The 17,030-nt window shown below is 67.5% G+C and carries 12 protein-coding genes; 8 read left to right on the top strand and 4 right to left on the bottom strand.

Features of this window, described 5'->3' with window-relative positions; genetic code table 11:
* Nucleotides 1–317: 317 nt before the first annotated feature.
* The gene (gene aroQ / locus ACQP2D_RS00275; RefSeq protein WP_433681728.1) at nucleotides 318–857 is read right to left on the bottom strand and encodes a gamma subclass chorismate mutase AroQ; all 540 of its coding nucleotides are present in this window, start codon (nucleotides 855–857) and stop codon (nucleotides 318–320) included.
* A 313-nt stretch (nucleotides 858–1,170) separates the two neighbouring features.
* Here aroQ and ACQP2D_RS00270 point away from each other — a divergent pair, with 313 nt between their 5' ends.
* Nucleotides 1,171–2,964 carry a DUF4407 domain-containing protein gene (locus ACQP2D_RS00270; RefSeq protein WP_433681727.1) on the top strand — a complete coding sequence of 598 codons (1,794 nt, stop codon included), beginning with the start codon at nucleotides 1,171–1,173 and terminating at the stop codon, nucleotides 2,962–2,964.
* 436 nt (nucleotides 2,965–3,400) lie between these two features.
* Nucleotides 3,401–4,987: an adenylate/guanylate cyclase domain-containing protein gene (locus ACQP2D_RS00265; RefSeq protein WP_433681726.1), complete on the top strand. Its 1,587-nt coding sequence runs from the start codon at nucleotides 3,401–3,403 to the stop codon at nucleotides 4,985–4,987.
* 490 nt (nucleotides 4,988–5,477) lie between these two features.
* Here the strand turns inward: ACQP2D_RS00265 and ACQP2D_RS00260 are convergent, their stop codons facing one another.
* Nucleotides 5,478–7,013, bottom strand: coding sequence for an MFS transporter (locus tag ACQP2D_RS00260; RefSeq protein WP_433681725.1), 1,536 nt, complete (start codon nucleotides 7,011–7,013; stop codon nucleotides 5,478–5,480).
* Between the two features lie 86 nt (nucleotides 7,014–7,099).
* On the opposite strand from ACQP2D_RS00260, the gene ACQP2D_RS00255 reads away from it, so the two are divergent.
* The 5 genes from ACQP2D_RS00255 (at nucleotide 7,100) to ACQP2D_RS00235 (ending at nucleotide 11,960) form a co-directional block, all read left to right on the top strand.
* Nucleotides 7,100–7,645 carry a TetR/AcrR family transcriptional regulator gene (locus tag ACQP2D_RS00255; protein ID WP_433681724.1) on the top strand — a complete coding sequence of 182 codons (546 nt, stop codon included), beginning with the start codon at nucleotides 7,100–7,102 and terminating at the stop codon, nucleotides 7,643–7,645.
* A 63-nt stretch (nucleotides 7,646–7,708) separates the two neighbouring features.
* Complete coding sequence (locus ACQP2D_RS00250) at nucleotides 7,709–8,581, top strand: hypothetical protein (protein ID WP_433681723.1); 873 nt, start codon at nucleotides 7,709–7,711, stop codon at nucleotides 8,579–8,581.
* On the top strand, nucleotides 8,578–9,681 hold the full coding sequence (locus ACQP2D_RS00245; RefSeq protein WP_433681722.1) for a DUF4129 domain-containing protein: 1,104 nt from the start codon (nucleotides 8,578–8,580) through the stop codon (nucleotides 9,679–9,681). The genes ACQP2D_RS00250 and ACQP2D_RS00245 overlap by 4 nt, the downstream gene beginning before the upstream one ends.
* A complete protein-coding gene (locus ACQP2D_RS00240) occupies nucleotides 9,657–10,661 on the top strand; it encodes an AAA family ATPase (RefSeq protein WP_433681721.1) in 1,005 nt (334 codons plus the stop codon). The genes ACQP2D_RS00245 and ACQP2D_RS00240 overlap by 25 nt, the downstream gene beginning before the upstream one ends.
* A gap of 3 nt (nucleotides 10,662–10,664) precedes the next feature.
* Nucleotides 10,665–11,960: a DUF58 domain-containing protein gene (locus tag ACQP2D_RS00235; protein WP_433681720.1), complete on the top strand. Its 1,296-nt coding sequence runs from the start codon at nucleotides 10,665–10,667 to the stop codon at nucleotides 11,958–11,960.
* A 204-nt stretch (nucleotides 11,961–12,164) separates the two neighbouring features.
* On the opposite strand, the gene ACQP2D_RS00230 is transcribed toward ACQP2D_RS00235, so the two are convergent.
* Entirely contained in the window at nucleotides 12,165–12,971 is an 807-nt protein-coding gene (locus tag ACQP2D_RS00230) for an RDD family protein (protein WP_433681719.1), read from the bottom strand.
* A 41-nt stretch (nucleotides 12,972–13,012) separates the two neighbouring features.
* Here ACQP2D_RS00230 and ACQP2D_RS00225 point away from each other — a divergent pair, with 41 nt between their 5' ends.
* Complete coding sequence (locus tag ACQP2D_RS00225) at nucleotides 13,013–14,038, top strand: stage II sporulation protein M (RefSeq protein WP_433681718.1); 1,026 nt, start codon at nucleotides 13,013–13,015, stop codon at nucleotides 14,036–14,038.
* A gap of 741 nt (nucleotides 14,039–14,779) precedes the next feature.
* On the opposite strand, the gene ACQP2D_RS00220 is transcribed toward ACQP2D_RS00225, so the two are convergent.
* Nucleotides 14,780–16,945, bottom strand: a complete 2,166-nt coding sequence (locus ACQP2D_RS00220; protein WP_433681717.1) for an MMPL family transporter — start codon at nucleotides 16,943–16,945, stop codon at nucleotides 14,780–14,782.
* Between the last annotated feature and the right edge of the window lie 85 nt (nucleotides 16,946–17,030).

The following is a 17,030-nucleotide window of genomic DNA, read 5'->3' as shown; positions in this document are numbered from 1 at the left end:
ACCAGCGACAACGGGCGCACAGGAACCGCGGCGTGGCGCACAGCGCACCCGAGAACCCGCGCTCACCTGCACCGAAGTGGATTTCCCCTGCTTCACACGGCGCAAACCCGATCCGCGGTGGCTAACTGGTCAGCAGGCTGGATGAGAGATTTCCGACAGGGGTGTGACGAGCACACAACCCGATCCGACCGTCCGGACTCTTTTGCATTCTGTGGAATTCAGCACATTTCCAGCAATCGAATTCGAGTGGGATACAACACATTTCCGAACTCCGACACATCGGTACCGGAAAAACATGTGGCCTTCGACACATCGGCCTAAGGGCCGCACAGTGCGGCGGCCGCCCGGACGAGCGCGGCCTGATGCAATGCGTCGGCATGTCCCGAGGTCAGCGCACCGAAAACCGACGGTGCCAGCCGCTCGGCACAGTTCGGTCCGGTGAGCTCGGCGCGGCGCAGGGCGAGTTGGTCGACGATTTCCACGTTGACCCGGTCGATCACCGGGCGCACTGCGGCCAGATCGGGCGGCGTGCTCGGCACCTCGGCGGGATCGAAGCGCCAGCGGGTGATCAGGCCGCGCTGGACGATCTTATTGGCCTCGATCTGTCCGAAGAACACCTGGCGGATCCAGGTTTCCGGCAGTCCGCGCTCGGCTCCCAGGCGCGCCATCGCGTCATATACCTGCGCTTCGCGTACCGGATCGTCGATCGAGGGCTCGCCGCCGTTCTGCGCGGCCGTGGCCCATTTGGCCGCGGCGACGGCGTCGGCGGTATCGAGGCGTTCGGTCACCAGCGCGACTATGCGGTCCAGGGACGGGTCGTCGTCGAGTGGTTGCCCGAGGCTATCGGGGACAGCCACCAGCAGGACCGCCGCCACACAAACCAAAACCCTTGCCGAGCCTCGGAAAAACATGCACAACCCCTCGTCCGCTGGCCCGGTCCGATCCGGTCACCTACGTCAGATTAAGGGTGAGCGCGCGCACAAGTCCGGGTGGCGGACCAATTTCTGTGAGCCTGACCACATCCCCGGTGCCTCATTCGGTGTGTCGCCGCCGCGCCTGTCACGCTGTGACAACGAATCTGTGACAGTTTCGCTGATCGTTTCGAGCGACCTGCAAACAGTCGCTAGCTGTGCAGCCACCATGACTGGGATGTAGAGGATGTGGGATCCCATGACAGTCACCGGCTTGTTCACCTGGCTCGGCGGAGGTCTCGGGCGCGAACAGGATGGGACACAACTCGACTACCCGCATGAGCGGGCCGGATATGCCGTAACCGGGGCGGTCGTACTGCTGTTCGCGACGGTGGCCGGGGTGGTCACCACACTCGCGCTGGCCGCGGCCGATGCCATGCCGCTCTTCGCGATCGTCCTCGGCGCCCTCGTCGTCGCGCTGCTGGCCGGTGCGCTGGCCCGTGCGCTGGCGACCGCACGCCCCGCCAGCGGGCCGGACCGTCGCGGTCTGGCCGGACGGATCGCGGTCGCGGTCCTGGCCGGTGTGCTGATCGCCGAACTCGCCGCCACGGTGCTCTTCGGCGGCAGCATCGACCGGTTGCTGGATGAAAAGGCCCAGCGTGCGGTCGATTCCGTCCCCGCGGTGGTCGCAGCGCGCACCGAACTCGGGCGCAGTACGGCCGATCGCGCCGCGCTGGACCAGACGATCGGCAAGGCGCAGGCCGATATCGACCACGCACTGGTGATCGCCCGCTGCGAATACAACCCGACACCGGAATGCCCGCGGACCAGGATCACCGGTGTGCCGGGCCGCGGACCCGAATCGCAGACCGCCAATGACATGCTCGACGACGCGCGCAAGCAGCTGGCGGCGGCGCAGGGCCGGGTCGCCGGGTTGGATCAGCGGGTCGCCGATGACCAGAAGGCCGTCACCGCGGCGGGTTCCGCCGCCTTCGCACAGGCCGATCGCGGCCTCGGCGCGCGCTGGCTGGCAATGAACGACTACACGACCGGCGCGGCGGGTGCCTTCCTGCTGCGGGTGCTGACCATCATCACCTTCGTCCTGCTCGCGCTGCTGCCGCTGATCCTGCGGTGGTGGCGCGGCGAGACCTCGTTCGATCGGCGACTGGCCTTCCACACCGTGCAGGACCGTGCCGAACGCAGCGCCGACGCCGCCATCGCGGTCAAGCGCGCCGAGGTGCGGGTCGAGGCCGAGAATCTGCGTGCCGAACAGCAATTGACCGCCGCCCGACTCGCCGTCGAGGCCGATGCCGCCATCGACCGGGAGCACCAGCGCACCCGGATCATCGCCGCCATCGGCGGACTGGAGATCGGCATCACCGAGCCCGGGCATCGTGGCGAACTACCAGCCGCAACGGCTGGCGACCGAGAGGAAAGCCCCGTGTCTCAGGAGGGCATCGTGACACCGAACCTACCGGCCACCGTCAGCGCGGGGGCGCCGGCGCCGACCAGCGGAGCCGGCGCGGTGGTGCCGCATGTCGCGTCGACCGCACCCGCCGCGCCCAAGGGCGGCGGACTGGAGCTCCCGCTGATCGGCACCGTGCCGTTCACCGATACCGCGGCGCGCTGGATCCGACCGCTGGTCCCCGCGTTCGTGGCGAACGCGATCGACACCGCCACCCACCCGCTGCGCACCGCCCGGCAGGCCTTCGAGGAGGTCGAGGAAATCACCTTCACCCTGCGCCGCACCCGCAAGGTGACCGTGGACAGCCAGGATTCGCATGCGCCGGCCGTGGGCCACACCGCTGCGGCGGGCTACCAGTTGCCGCCGGGCACACCCGATTCCTGGCATGCCCAGCGCGTGGCCGCCACCGTCGTCGACGCGGACTACCCGCAGTACGCGCACGATCCGCGCTACTCGGCCCTGCCCCCAGCCGCCGCACCCCAGGGCTACGGCCTCCCCCCAACCGACCGCCGCGACGAACTCCCGGCCCGCGAACACAATGAACTCCCGGGCCGCCGGGGCCCGCGAGAACTCCCGCCCGCCAACTGACCAGCCACCGAGACAGTCCGTCGGGGACTCATCTGTCCGGGTGGTCGTCGATCCGCTCCGGCAGACCGACGAACCGCGGGCTGGTTCGATGCCTGCGCACGAGAGCCAAGGTGGGCGGCAGATATAGAGCCGCGCTGCTCATGCGCCTGGCCGGACTGTGTGAGGACGGCGGTTGACGCACCACGCGGTCCAAGGCAGGAGATGACTTCGGATCGGCCAGGCTGCGAACAGTTCCGATGAGCGCTGGTCGGCATCAGCGAGGTTGTGGTACCCGTCCGGCCGGAGCCTCGCGCGAACGCTGGCATCGCGGGCAGCGCTCGGTCGGCACGCCTGGCCGAGACGTGCGGACCGATGCCGGACGCGGCACCACCAACGCCACCCGGTGACAAGACATGATCGCGGTGAGCGTCGACGGCGGGGCGCTTAGTCTGCACGCATGCCCGACAGTGATGTGTGTGTGCCGGATGCGGCGGCGGCCCCGTGGGGGTCGCGGCTGCTCGGATCTGCGGCGGAATCGGCTGGTATGCGGCGGGTCCGGGTGCAGTTGCTGTTGACGGTGCCGTCGCTGATCGCGAATATCACCGGGATCTTCGTTTCGATCGCATTGGTCGGGTTCGTACTGCCGGGTCCGACGGTTTTCACCAGGCGGCTGGTCCTGCTCAATTTCGTGGCCACGCCGCTCTATGGGGCGCTGGCGCTGCTGTTCGGGCTCTGGTGGGCCACGGCGCGCGGGCTCCGGGTGCTGCGCTGGGCCATCGACCCGGATCAGGTGCCGACCGAGGCGGAACAGGTCGCGGCTACGCGGGTGCCGATGCTGCTGATGCTGTGCCAGGCGGTGCTGTGGCTCGGCGGTATGGCGATATTGACCACGCTGTACGGCCTTTCCGATCCGGCGCTCATTCCGAAATTCATCTTCGGCATCGCCTTCAGCGCGATCGTGGTGTGCGCCAATAACTATCTGATCATCGAGTTCGCACTGCGACCGGTGACCGCGCGGGTGCTGGAGGCCGCGGCCTCGCGACGGCGGCGCGGCATCGGTGTATTCGGTCGGTCGATTCTGGCCTGGACGCTCGGCTCGGCGGTACCGGTGGCCGCCTCCATGGTCGTCGCCATCCTGGCGCTGACCATGGACGACGTGAGCAAGGCGCGGCTGGCGGTCTGCGTATTGGCATTCGGCGGCGCCGGACTCTGCTTCGGTCTGCTGCTGATGACGCAGACACTGACGGCAACCGTCGCGCCGATCCGCGGCGTGCGACGCGCACTGCGTCGGGTGGAGGACGGCGATCTCGACGCGGCGGTCACCGTCTACGACGGCACCGAATTGGGCGAGCTGCAAAGCGGATTCAACCGCATGGTCGCGGGTCTGCGCGAGCGCGAACAGATCAGGGACCTGTTCGGCAGACACGTCGGCCACGATGTCGCCGAGGCGGCGCTGGAGGGTGAGCCGAATCTCGGCGGCGTGGAATGCGAAGCGGCCGTGCTGTTCATCGACATCATCGGCTCGACGACCATGACCGCCACCCGCCCCGCCACCGAAATCGTCGCCATCCTGAACAGCTTCTTCGACATCGTGGTCGATGAGGTCGAACGGTGCGGCGGCCTGCTCAACAAGTTCGAGGGCGATGCCGCGCTCGCCGTTTTCGGCACACCGGCACCACTGGCAGACGCACCCGGCGCGGCGCTGTCCTGCGCCCGTGCGATCCGAAACCGCCTGACCGCGCGGGCGCACGACTTCACCGCCGCCATCGGCGTGGCCGCGGGCCGCGTCGTCGCGGGCAATGTCGGCGCGCACCAGCGCTACGAATTCACCGTCATCGGCGACGCGGTCAATGAGGCCGCCCGCCTCTGCGAACTCGCGAAGAACGATCCGCAGCGGCTGCTCACTTCCGAAACCACCATCGCCACCGCCGATCCGGCGGAAGCACGACATTGGCAACTCGGCGAGTCCGTCATGCTGCGCGGCCGCGTCACATCGACCCGATTGGGACGGCCGGAGCCGGATCAGCTGGTCGGTACTGCATAACCGGATCCGCACCTGTTATCCGATACTGGACACACGCATGGAACAGGACGGCTGTTCCGAACCGGACAGCAATACCGGAGAACTGCGTAGCCGCAGGTCAGGCACTATTGTTCAGGAAGGAGACGACACCTTGTCGCACTGGCGTCGAGGCGGAAATTCAGACCAGTCGGCTTGCTATATGACTTCGCCCCCGCTCCCGAATACGGAACGGGGGCGAAATCTCCACCGCGGTAGGCCGATACGCACGAGACGTCCGTCGCCGGAACGCGACCACCGCGACGATCAGGTTCATCACGGCCCTACCAATGGCGGCGATATCGACGCCCACGAACGAAGGCCCATGCGCCGATTCAGTTGGCCCGAACTACACACGAGCCGTGCGCAGCCGAAACGCGACCACCGCGACGATCAGCAACACCACCGCCATACCGATCACAGCGACAAGGACACTCACGAACGAAAGATCCGTGCACCGATTCAGCTGGCCCGACTACGCGCGTGCCGTGCGCAGCCGGAAGGCGACCACGGCGGCGATGAGCAGCACCACGGCCATGCCGATCGCAGCGACATGGACACCCGAGACGAAGGCCTCGTGTGCCGAGGCCAGGAATCCATCCGTCACCGATTCCGGTAGCTGACGAGCGAATTCCGCGGCGCCGCCGAGGGATTCCGAGGCCGCGCCGATCTGGTCGCTCGGTACCTGGGACACGTCGAGTCCGCCGCGGAACACCGCCATTGTCACGCTGCCGAGCACCGCGACACCGAGCGCGATTCCGGTCTCGTAGGCGGTCTCCGATACCGCGGCGGCCGCACCGGCCCGCGCCGCTGGAGCCGAGCTGACGACCAGATCCGACGAAACCGTCAGCGCCACACCGACCCCCGCACCGATGCACAGGAACCCGAGGACGAACGGCACCGTACTGGTCGCCGACTCCGGGCTCAGCCACAGCAACAGCACCGAACCGATCGCGGCGAGCACCAGCGCGCCGCCGAGCACCGCGCCGGGACACAGCACCCGAACCAACCACGCCGCCGCCAGTGAGGTGAACACGCTGGCCGTGAGTCCGGGCAGCAGGAGCAGTCCGGCCCGCATGGGTGAATGGCCGAGTACCAATTGCAGGTACTGCGAGCCGGAGAAGAGCACACCGGCCAGTGCGAATACCGCGAGCAGGTTGGTGAGGACCGCGGTGCGGAACCCGGCCAGTGCGAACAGCTTCAGATCGATCATCGGATGTGCGAGGCCGCGCTGCCTGCGCACGAACAGTGCACCGGCGAGCACACCGACCGCACCGATCACCAATAGCCGCACACTGATTCCGTGCGCTGCGGCTTCCTTGCCCGCGTACACCACCGGCACCAGCGCCAGCATGGACAGCGCCGCGCTCGGCAGATCGAAGCGGCCCGGCCGCGGGTCGCGGGATTCCGGAATGAGCACCGGACCGACCGCGAGCAGCACCAGCATGACCGGCAGGTTCACCAGGAATACCGAACCCCACCAGTAGTGCTCGAGCAGCCAGCCGCCGAGCAGCGGACCCGCCGCCGCGCCACCACCGGCCATCGCGGCCCAGACCGAAATGGCGACGGTGCGCTGCCGCGGATCCAGGAACATCGACCGGATCAGACCCAGTGTCGCCGGCATCAGGGTCGCACCCGCGACACCTTGGAGCACGCGTGCGGCGATGAGCATTTCCGGATTCACCGACCAGGCGGCCAGCGCCGAGGCGAGTCCGAATCCGACCGCACCGACCAGCAGCAGTCTGCGCCGTCCGATCCGGTCGCCCAGATTGCCCATGACGACCAGCAGTCCGGCCAGGACGAAGGAGTACACGTCGATGATCCACAGCAGCTGCGGTGTGGTCGGCGCCAAGTCCGCGCTGATGGCGGGCACCGCGAGGTCGAGCACGGTCGCGTCGACGGCGAGCAGCAGCAGAGCGAGCGCGAGTACGACCAGGCCCGCCCAATCACGCACGGTGGCGCGCGGCGGGACGAGCCCGGCGTCGGTGTCCTTCTCGATCTGTGTGGTCATCGCTTTCTCGATTTCCGTCGCAGGTTTCTTACCGTCCAGACGGTACAGTGAATCGCCCTTACCGTCCAGCCGGTATAGTCACGGACGTGACGGCAAACACTCGCGACCGGATCCTGGACGCGCTCGAAACCCTGCTGCTGGAGAAGGGAATGTCCCAGGTGACCCTGGAGAATGTCGCCGCGTCCGCCGGGGTCTCCAAGGGCGGGCTGCTGTACCACTTCAAGAACAAGGACGCCCTGCTCGCGGGCCTGGTGCGCCGACTGAGCGAACGCGCGGAACACCAACTCGACGCCGCCGTCGCCAAGGGCACGCCGGTCGCCGAGTGGTATCTCCAGACCCCGAATCCGGGCAATGCTGCGGACGCGCTGGAACTGGCGCTCTTCCGATCGATGGTCGCGGCCATGCGCACCGTCGATGCCAAATCCGGGCCGGAGACCGATGAGGTGCAGCAGGCGCTGTCCGACATGATGGACAGCTGGTCGGAGGGGCTGGATAAGGACATCGATGATCCGGTACGGGCCGACATCATCCGGTTGGTCGGCGACGGCGTCTACTTGCGGGCTCTGCTCGGCCTGCCGCAGGTCGCCCCGGCACGCTATCGGAAAGTTGTGGACCGATTGCTCGAGCGTTGACCCGACGCACGATCGGTATGTTGTGGCCCGCCTGGCCGGGCGCCGACGGCTAGACTCGGCCGCGTGTTACCAGCCGCCGAGTCGGCCGGTGCCGTCGGGGCGGGGAACGATCCGGTGCCAGGGTCCCCTGGAACGACGGTGCCGATCCGCCCATTGAGCTTCCGCGAACTCCTCGACGAGCCGTTCGCGCTGATCCAGGCGAATATCGTCGTACTGGCCTCTTCCACCGCGATCGGCCTGGTCCTCGCCGAACTCGTGGTCGTCGGAATCACCGGGGGGATTTCCCACCTGACCGAAGGCTCCGACGCGGGCACCGCATGGGCGGCGATCCTGGCCACGGCGGCATGTGCCTGGGTACTGCGGTTCCTGCTGCGCGGCATGACGGTCGCCGTCGGGCTGGCGACGGTCGCCAAGTCCCCGATCGGCTGGCGCACCGCGCTCGACCGGGTTGGCGCGGTCGCGGGTCCGCTGCTGGCGTTCCAGGTGGTGTACACCCTGGTCGGCGTGGGTGTGCTGGTCGGCGGCAGCATTCTGATCATCACCTATCCGCTCGCGCTGATCTGGCTCGGCTACCTGCGGGCCGGACGGTTCGTCGCGGTGCCGGTCATCTTCGTCGAACGGACCACCCACGCCGGGGCGGTCACACGCTCGAAACTGCTCGTCGAGGGCGCGCAGTCATCGATTACCGGGCTGTGGCTCGCGTGCCGCGCGCTGCTGGTCCTGATTGCCGTGCCGCTGTTGGGCATTCCGTGGTATCTCGCAGATTTCACCGGCACCCATCGTTGGCAGGTCATCGTGCTGGTCACCGCCGCGGCGCTGCTGATCATCGCCTCTGGTGAGGTCGTCGAGTCGGCGATGCGGGTGGTCTCGTATGTGGATCGCCGGTGCCGTCGCGAGGGACTGGATATCCGGGTTCCCGGGACGGAAAAGCGATGAACGAAATATCGCGAGGCGATTCCGTGCGCGGTGGCGGCCGGGCGCCCGACCTCACCGAACGCACGTCGGGCGAAGCCATGGCACCGCCACCGCCACGGCTCGGGCCCGCCGACGACCACCGCGACGCCGCCGAGAACGCCGCACTGCACCGCGATTTCGACACCGCGCTGCGCGAACGTTTCCGTGCGGTGCTGCGTGGACTCGAACAGCGCGGCATGCTCGAGGTGCGCCGCTCGCGGACGGCACGGGAAACCGCCGACGATGCGACAACCGCGCTGCCGCTCGAGGCCGCGAGCGAATTACATCCGGCCGCACACAGTTTCGACGAGGTCGTCTACGGCGGCCGCCGCGCGACCGAGGACGAATACCGCCGACTCGAATACGCCGACCGGTACTCCCGCAGCGCACCACCACCAGCCCCGGAACCGGCCGAGGCGACGATCACCGAAAAGACCAAGACCCGCCGACAACTTCCGCCGCTGCCCGATCTGCTGCGCAATCCGAAATTCTGGGCCGCGCTCCTTGCCGCCATCGCGCTGGTCGTCCTGCTGTACGCCGTGTTGAATTCGTGCGCCGCACCCGCCCCGCACAAGCCGACGCCGCCGGATCTGCCGCCGCCGCCCAAACATCCCGACCACTACCCGGACGACAACCGCGACGATTCGGGCTTCGGCGCTGGCAAGGACTCCATATTCGGCAGGCTGCCCGCACCGGTGGCCTTCGGCGGACTCCAATTCCTCATCGCCGCCGCACTCGTGGTGTGGTGGCGGGCCCGCCGCCGCGGTGCGCTGGTCGGTGAACCGCGGCCGGTCGAGGTGGCGGCGAATGAACTGCTCGGCGGCCAGGCCGCGCTGTATCGCCGGTCGAAGGACCATGACCATGTCGCCGCCCGGCTGCGCGCCGCTACGCTGCGCCGCATCCGCCCGATGCTCGGCGTCGGCACCGATGTCACACCGGATCGACTGATCGCGACCATCGCCGCGCGCACCGGATCCGATCCGGCCATGGTCGGCGCCGCACTGTATGGACCGGTGCCCGATGCGAGCACCCTGCAACTCGTTGCCACACAACTCGAATGGATAGAGGCGGAGGTCGGATGACCAGCACGGACACCAACCACATCCCCACCGCTGAGGAGGCGGGCGCCGCATTCTCCGCGCTGCGTGCCGAAATCGGTAAAGCGGTGATCGGCAACGACAACGCGATCATGTACCTGGTGCTCGCACTGCTCTGCCGCGGCCATGTGCTGCTGGAAGGTGTACCGGGCGTGGCGAAGACGCTGCTGGTGCGGGCACTGGCGACGGCCCTCGATCTGGCACACGCCAGGGTCCAGTTCACCCCCGACCTGATGCCGGGTGATGTGACCGGTTCGCAGATCTACGACCCGCATACCACCGAATTCACCTTCCGACAGGGCCCGGTCTTCACCAATCTGCTGCTCGCCGACGAGATCAACCGCACGCCGCCGAAAACCCAATCGGCGCTGCTGGAATCCATGGAGGAGCGCCAGGTTTCGGTGGACGGCAAGCCGCGGCCACTGCCGGATCCATTTGTGGTGGTGGCGACCCAGAACCCGATCGAACAGGAGGGCACCTACCCACTGCCGGAGGCGCAGCTGGACCGGTTCCTGTTCAAGGTCGATATCCAATTGCCCGGTCGCGATGACGAATTCCGCATTCTGCAGCGACATGCGGGTGGTTTCGATCCGCGTGATCTGGCCGCCGCCGGTCTGCGCCCGGTGGCGGGTCCGTCGCATATCGCGGCGGCGCGTGCGGCGATCACCCGGGTCACCATCAGCCCCGAGGTGCTCGCCTACACCGTGGATATCTGCCGAGCCACCCGCAATTCCCCCGCGGTACAGCACGGTGCGTCCACCCGAGGGGCGACCGCGTTGATGGCGGCCGCGCGCGCCTTCGCCTGGCTGAACGGTCGCGGCTATGTCACCCCGGATGACGTGAAATCGGTCGCGGTGGCGGTTCTTCGGCACCGCCTGCACCTGCGGCCCGAGGCGGAATTGGACGGTGTGACGACCGAGGGCGTCATGTCGTCGCTGCTGCTGTCGGTTCCGGTTCCGGTGTAGCCCGTGGTCGTCACCGGTCGGCTCGCCGCGACGGCGGCGGTGCTCGCACTGTTCGTCGGCTTCGTCATGCCATCCTGGCTCGGCGTTGTCCTCATGACGAGCCTGCTTGCCGCCCTTGTCCTTTCCGATCTGGGCACGGTGGCCCGAGCGGGTGATCTCACGCTGACGAGGGAGCCGCTGACGGTGATCCGGCTCGGCCGCACCGCCGAGGTGGAACTCGCCGTGGTGAACAACGGCACCCGCACCGTGCGCGGGCGGCTGTGGGACGACTGGCCGGGCAGCGCCCGCGCCGAAACCCGCTCGCACCGACTGGATCTGGCGCCGAATACCCGCCTGCGCGTGCGCACCACGCTGACGCCGACCTACCGCGGTGACCGGGTGGCCGGTCCGGTGACGGTGCGGTTGTTCGGCCTGCTGGGCATGGCTGGATGGCAGAGCCGCCACACCGTCCCCGCTCGGGTGCGCGCGCTGCCCGAATTCCGCAGTGAACGCCTGCTGCGCTCGAAAGTGAAGCGGCTGCAACATCTCGAGGGCCGCAATGTCGCGAATCTGCGGGGCCAGGGCACCGAATTCGATTCGTTCCGTGAGTATGTCGCCGGTGATGACGTCCGGGCCATCGACTGGCGCGCCACCGCCCGCGCCGCCGACGTGTTGGTGCGCACCTGGCGTCCGGAGCGCAACCGGCACATGTTGATGGTGCTCGACACCGGTCGTATCAGTGCGGGCCGTGTCGGGGCGGGTACCCGCCTGGACGCGAGCATCGAGGCGGCCCTGCTACTGGGCGGACTCGCCGCCGCCGCTGGCGATTCGGTGGATCTGCTCGCCTTCGACCGCCGGGCCCGCGCCGAGGTGCGCGGTGTCGGCGGTCGCCGCCTGCAACTGAAACTCCTGCATGCCATGGCGGGCGTGACCCCCGCCCTCGTCGACACCGACAGCGCTGGCCTGGTCCGCGCGGCCATCCAGCGCACCCGCCGCCGCAGCCTGGTGGTCTGGTTCACCAGTCTCGACGGCGCCGCGGTGGAAGAGAATCTGCTCCCGGTCCTGCCGACCCTGGCCCAGCGCCACCGTGTCCTGATCGTCTCGGTCACCGACCCTGATGTCGCCGCGGCCGCCGCCAACCGCGCCACCCTCGCCGACCTGTACTCCGCGGCCGCCGCGGAATCCCTGCTCGCCGAACGCGCCCTCGTCCAGGAATCCCTGCGCCGCATGGGTATCGCCGTCGTAGCGGCATCCCCGGAACGCCTGCCCGAGGCCCTGGCCGACGAATACCTCGAACTCAAGCAGTCCGGCACTATGTGACCGCGCCATCGTCGGGTGGTCGGCGCGCCATCACGATCAGCATCACCACGAGCCACGGTGCGGCGCCGAATAGGAAAGCCACGAAGTACGCTCCTGGACCGCCAGCGAGTCGACGTCACCCCCAGCGCGGCGGTCCTGCGCCGACACCGGCCTAACTCGAGTCACGGCCGAATGACCGTGTCGCAGTGGTGAACTCGACGATGCCTAGCTCGCGCGGGCGATCGGCATCGGGCGCGGGCCCGCCATCACCATCGGGGTGATGATGGGGGCGAGGGTGCGGCGCTGGCGTTCGGCGATGACCGCGCCCAGGATCTGGACCGGTGGATAACCGGTGGGTACCGGAATCTGCAGGCGGTCGCAGACCGCGACGAGCAGGGTGTGGCCGAGGTTCGCCTGTGCGGCGGGGGTGAGGGTGTTGACGCGAGACAGGTACTGGCGCACCGCGAGTGCGAGGTCTTCCTGTATACCGGACAGGTCCAGCTGACCGGACCAGGCGACCAGCCAGGGCGGCGCGACGGCCAGCAGCGGGAAGGGCACGCGGCGCTGGCTGTGCACGACAACGGTGTCCGCGAGCACATCGCCGACCCGGCGCGCATTCGGTGAGCACATCGAGGTGACCACCCCGACCGCCCCGAACGCGCCCAACATCCAGAAGTCGACGATCACGCCGGCCAGACCGCGGGTCAGGGCATGGCGGAAATCGATCGGGCCGCCGTCGCCGCGCACCACCCGCAGTCCGAGCGCCAGCTTCCCGATGGTTCGTCCGTCCATGAGGGTTTCGCAGATCACCGGATAGCCGACCAGCGTCGCGACGATCGTGGTGATCATCGCCGCACTGAACCACGCGGTGTCGGCGCTGGTGAAGGCGAGTACCAGGCCGAGAGCGAACAACAGCATGCTGCCCAGCACGATCTGCACCAGCACGTCCAAGAGGAACGCGGTGGCCCTGGTCGGGATCCGCGCGATAGGCAGCTCGAGTGCGACCGCTTCGCCGGTGGTGAATTCAGCCATGTCGATAGCATTCTTCCGACCGGCGGTATGGGAGGCAACCAATGGACGTGGACGCGTACAGCTACGCACAGCGGGGGGCGTGGGATCGCCTGGACTATCTGGCCGGGCGCCGCAAGCTGACCGGCGCCGAGGCCGACGAACTGGTCGCGCTGTACCGGCGCACCTCACAGCAGTTGGCGCGCCTGCAATCGCACAGTCCGGACCCCGAACTCATCGCCGGACTCAGTGCGCTGCTGACCAAGGCGCGCGGCCGGGTGCTCAGCACCAAGGCCGATGCCTGGCGCGAGGTCGGCCGGTTCTTCACGCACCGGTTTCCCGCGACGCTGTACCGCTCGTGGCCGTGGTGGGTGGCGGTGGCCGCGGTCTTCATCATGGTGTCCACCGTTTTGGCCGTCTGGATATCCGGATCCGGTACGGCGCGACATGTGTTCGGCGTCACCGATAACAACGACTGGCTCACCGCGCCCGGCGGGGAATTCGAGACCTACTACTCCGAACATCCGCACGACGCGTTCGCCGCGCAGGTGTGGACCAACAATGCCTGGGTGACGGCCATCGTGCTGTTCACCGGCGTGCTGATCCTGCCGGCGGTGTATCTGCTGTTCGGGAACGCGCTGAATACGGCGGTGACCGGCGGCCTGATGGCCGATGCCGGTCGGCTCGACTCGTTCTTCGGGTTCATCCTGCCGCACGGCACGCTGGAACTGACCGCGATCTTCGTAGCGGGCGGTGTCGGACTGAAACTGGGCTGGACGCTGATCGATCCGGGTCGGTCGAGTCGGTTGGCGGCGGTGGCGCGCCAGGGCCGGGCGACCGCGACGGTGGCGCTGGGTCTGGTCGCGGTGCTGCTGGTCTGCGGTCTGCTCGAGGGTTTCGTGACGCCGAGTTCGCTACCCGTGCCGGTGAAGGTCGGCATCGGATTCCTCGCGGAGACACTGTTTCTCGGCTACGTCTTCGTGGTCGGTCGCCGGGCCGCGCTCGAACAGGACGTCCGGGCCGCAGCCGAATTGGGCCTGCCCGGTGCAGATGTCGCGGAGCGGTGGCAGACAACGCCGAGCACACGATGAGTGGAATGGGGCCGGGCAATCGGTAGCAACGCTGTGTTGCGGATGAGTTTCGAAGTCCCCCAATTGAGTTCCGCTGGCCGCAGCGAGTCCAGCTCAGCTGCGGCCAGCGTTACCGTCAACTCTACACAATCGTTATCCCGATGCAACCCTCCCCGCCGAGGTCAAGCGTATAAAGCAGCACCCCAGCAAACCCATGTGGGCACATGGTTTTTCATACATCCAGCAAACTTATGGCAGTGATCCGGATCACCCATACCGGGCCTCGCGTAGAGCCTTCGGGACGCGATACCAGATCACGATAAGGAAACCTACGGTTAGCACCAGGCATTCTTCGAACGATTAGCTGGATAGCAAACATAGACCACCCAATGTTCAATGAACGCGGTCACGACCTGCGGATTCTTTGGTCGATAATTGCGTTAGCTGACCATTGGATGAACTAAAAGCGACTTCAGGTTTGTTTACTGGGTAATTAACGTGATCAACACCTAGTCGCAACGCTTCAAGATGGACTTACATCCGGTCAAGATCATGATTAACCAGCTGCGGTGATGTGGTTGCTCGACCGTCGGATCGAGCCGCGGTCAGCACCTCGACCGCAACCAAATTGGGTTCTGTGATGTCCGCCACCCTCGCCGTCGAACCTTGCCGAATCGGACGAAAACGACGTTGCGGCAGGCGATCACCCACGCATTGCAGCGGCCCCGCATTTCCCATGCGGGGCCGCCTCGCGAACCGAACTCAGGCTTCGGCCAGACCGATCCGGCGGTGCACCAACTGCAATGGCTTCGGCGCGTACCAGGCCGCCCGGCCGAGCAGTCGCATCGCCACCGGGACCAGCACGCCGCGCACCAGTGTCGCGTCGATCAGAATCGCCAAACCCGCACCGAGCCCGAAGAATTGGATGAACCGGACATCGCTGCTGGTGAAGGCGAGGAAGCTGATCGAAATCAGCGCCGCGGCAGTGGTCACCAAGCGTCCGGTCCGGGCCAGCCCCTCGATGACCGCTTCCTTCGTGGACACCCCGCGATCGTGCAATTCCTTGATCCGGCTGATCACGAAGACCTCGTAGTCCATCGACAGGCCGAAGGTGATGCAGAACAGCAGCAGCAACATCGAGACATCCAGCGGCGCCGGAGTGAAACCGATCACTCCGGACAGGTGTCCCTGCTGGAAGATGAACACCATCAGCCCGAGCGTGGCGGCCAGGCTCAGCACATTCGACAGCAGTGCGCGCAGCGGCTGCACGACGCTGCCGGTGAACAGGAACAGCAGCGCGAAGGTGGTGACCACGATCCACCCGATCGCGATCGGCAGCTTCGCGCCGATCGATGCCAGGCTGTCGCGCAGTTCGGCAACCTGACCGCCGACCAAGGCGCTCGCACCGCCCGGGCCGGGCACCGCGCGCACCCGATCGACCAGATCCCGGGCGGCCGAGGAGTTGCGGTCCAGATCGGTGAGGACCGTCAGCCGCTGCGCGTCCGGACGGGCGAATCGGGCGTCGGCCGGTGTGCTGGCCGCCAGCTCACCGCGCACGAAAGTGCCTGCGCTCGAATCGACCTGGGTGACGTGCTCGACCCGCGACAGTGCGCGCGCGTAGTCCGTGAGCGGGCCCGCGGCGACGCCGGTCTCGGTGATGACCGACAGCGCGTTGACATCGCCGCCGCCGAAGTCCGCACGCATCGCGTCACCGACCTGACGCACCTCCGTGCTCGTCGGCAGCACCCGGTCGTCGGGCGTGCCGAACTGCACATTCAGCAGCGGCGCGGCCGCGAGCAGCAGCACCGCCACCACCGGCACACCGGCCAGCAGCGGCCTGCGCATCGCGAATCCGGCGACGCCGGCCCAGAACGGGGTGGCGTCACCGCGGATCCCGCGGACACCGGGCACCCGCCATGCGTCGGTCCGCACACCGAGCACGGCGAGCAGTGCGGGCAATACCACCACCGCCGCCGTGGCCGCGATGGCGACAACACCGATGCCGCCGTAGGCGAACGAGCGCAGGAAGTACTGCGGGAAGATCACCAGCGCCGACAGCGCGGCGACGACCGTGGCCGCGCTGAAGGCGATGGTCCGTCCGGCCGTGGATACCGCCGAGATCACCGCATCAGCCGGTTCGGCGCCGGCCGCGCGGCGCTCGCGGAATCGGCTCACCATCAGCAGCCCGTAGTCCACCGCGAGCCCGAGCCCGAGCCCGGTGGTCAGATTCACCGCATAGATCGACACATCGGTGACCGAACCGAGAATCGACAGTTCGGTGAAGGTGCCGAGAATGGCGATTCCGCCCACGACCTGGGTGAGCAACGCCGCGACCACATTGCCGAAGGCCAGCACCAGCAGCCCCAGGATCAATGGCACCGCAACGGCCTCCGCGAGGCCGAGATCCTTGCCGATCTGTTGGGTGATCGAGTGGAAGATCGCGGTGCCGCCGCCGACCTTGATCTGCGCGATGGGACCATCGGCGCGGTAGGCGTCGACGATCGCGGCGGCGGACTTCTCCTTATCGGTGGCGTTCTTATCGGCATTGCCCGCCAAGACCACGGCGGCGGTGCCATCCGATGAGCGCATGGCCGGGGATCCGGTATCCCAGTACGAGACGACATTGGTGAGCCGCTGATCGGCCGCGAGCCGCCCGGCCAACTCGCGGCCGACCGTGGCGACCGCATCGCCGTCGACCGTCCCCTGCTTCGCCTCGACCAGGAAGACGTAGTCGGTGTCGGCGCCGAACTTATCGGCCAATCGCGTTACCGCGGCACTGGATTGGGAATTGGGATCCTCCTGGCCACCGGGCTGCATCTTGCTGAAGGCGGTCGCGCCGACCACACCGCCCGCGACGAGGGCGAGCGCGCCGACGACCAGGATCCAGCGCGCGTGGTCGACGACGAATCTGCCGAGTCTTTCGAACATATCGAGTCTCCGATCGTGCATGTTGTCATGCGTAAACTTTATGGGTGTTAACTTGCCATGAGATGTGTGCGGGTGTCAACATCGA

This window comes from Nocardia sp. CA-119907 (genome assembly GCF_050955995.1).
Classification (GTDB): Bacteria; Actinomycetota; Actinomycetes; order Mycobacteriales; family Mycobacteriaceae; genus Nocardia.
This window is presented reverse-complemented; position numbering and strand designations above follow the sequence as displayed.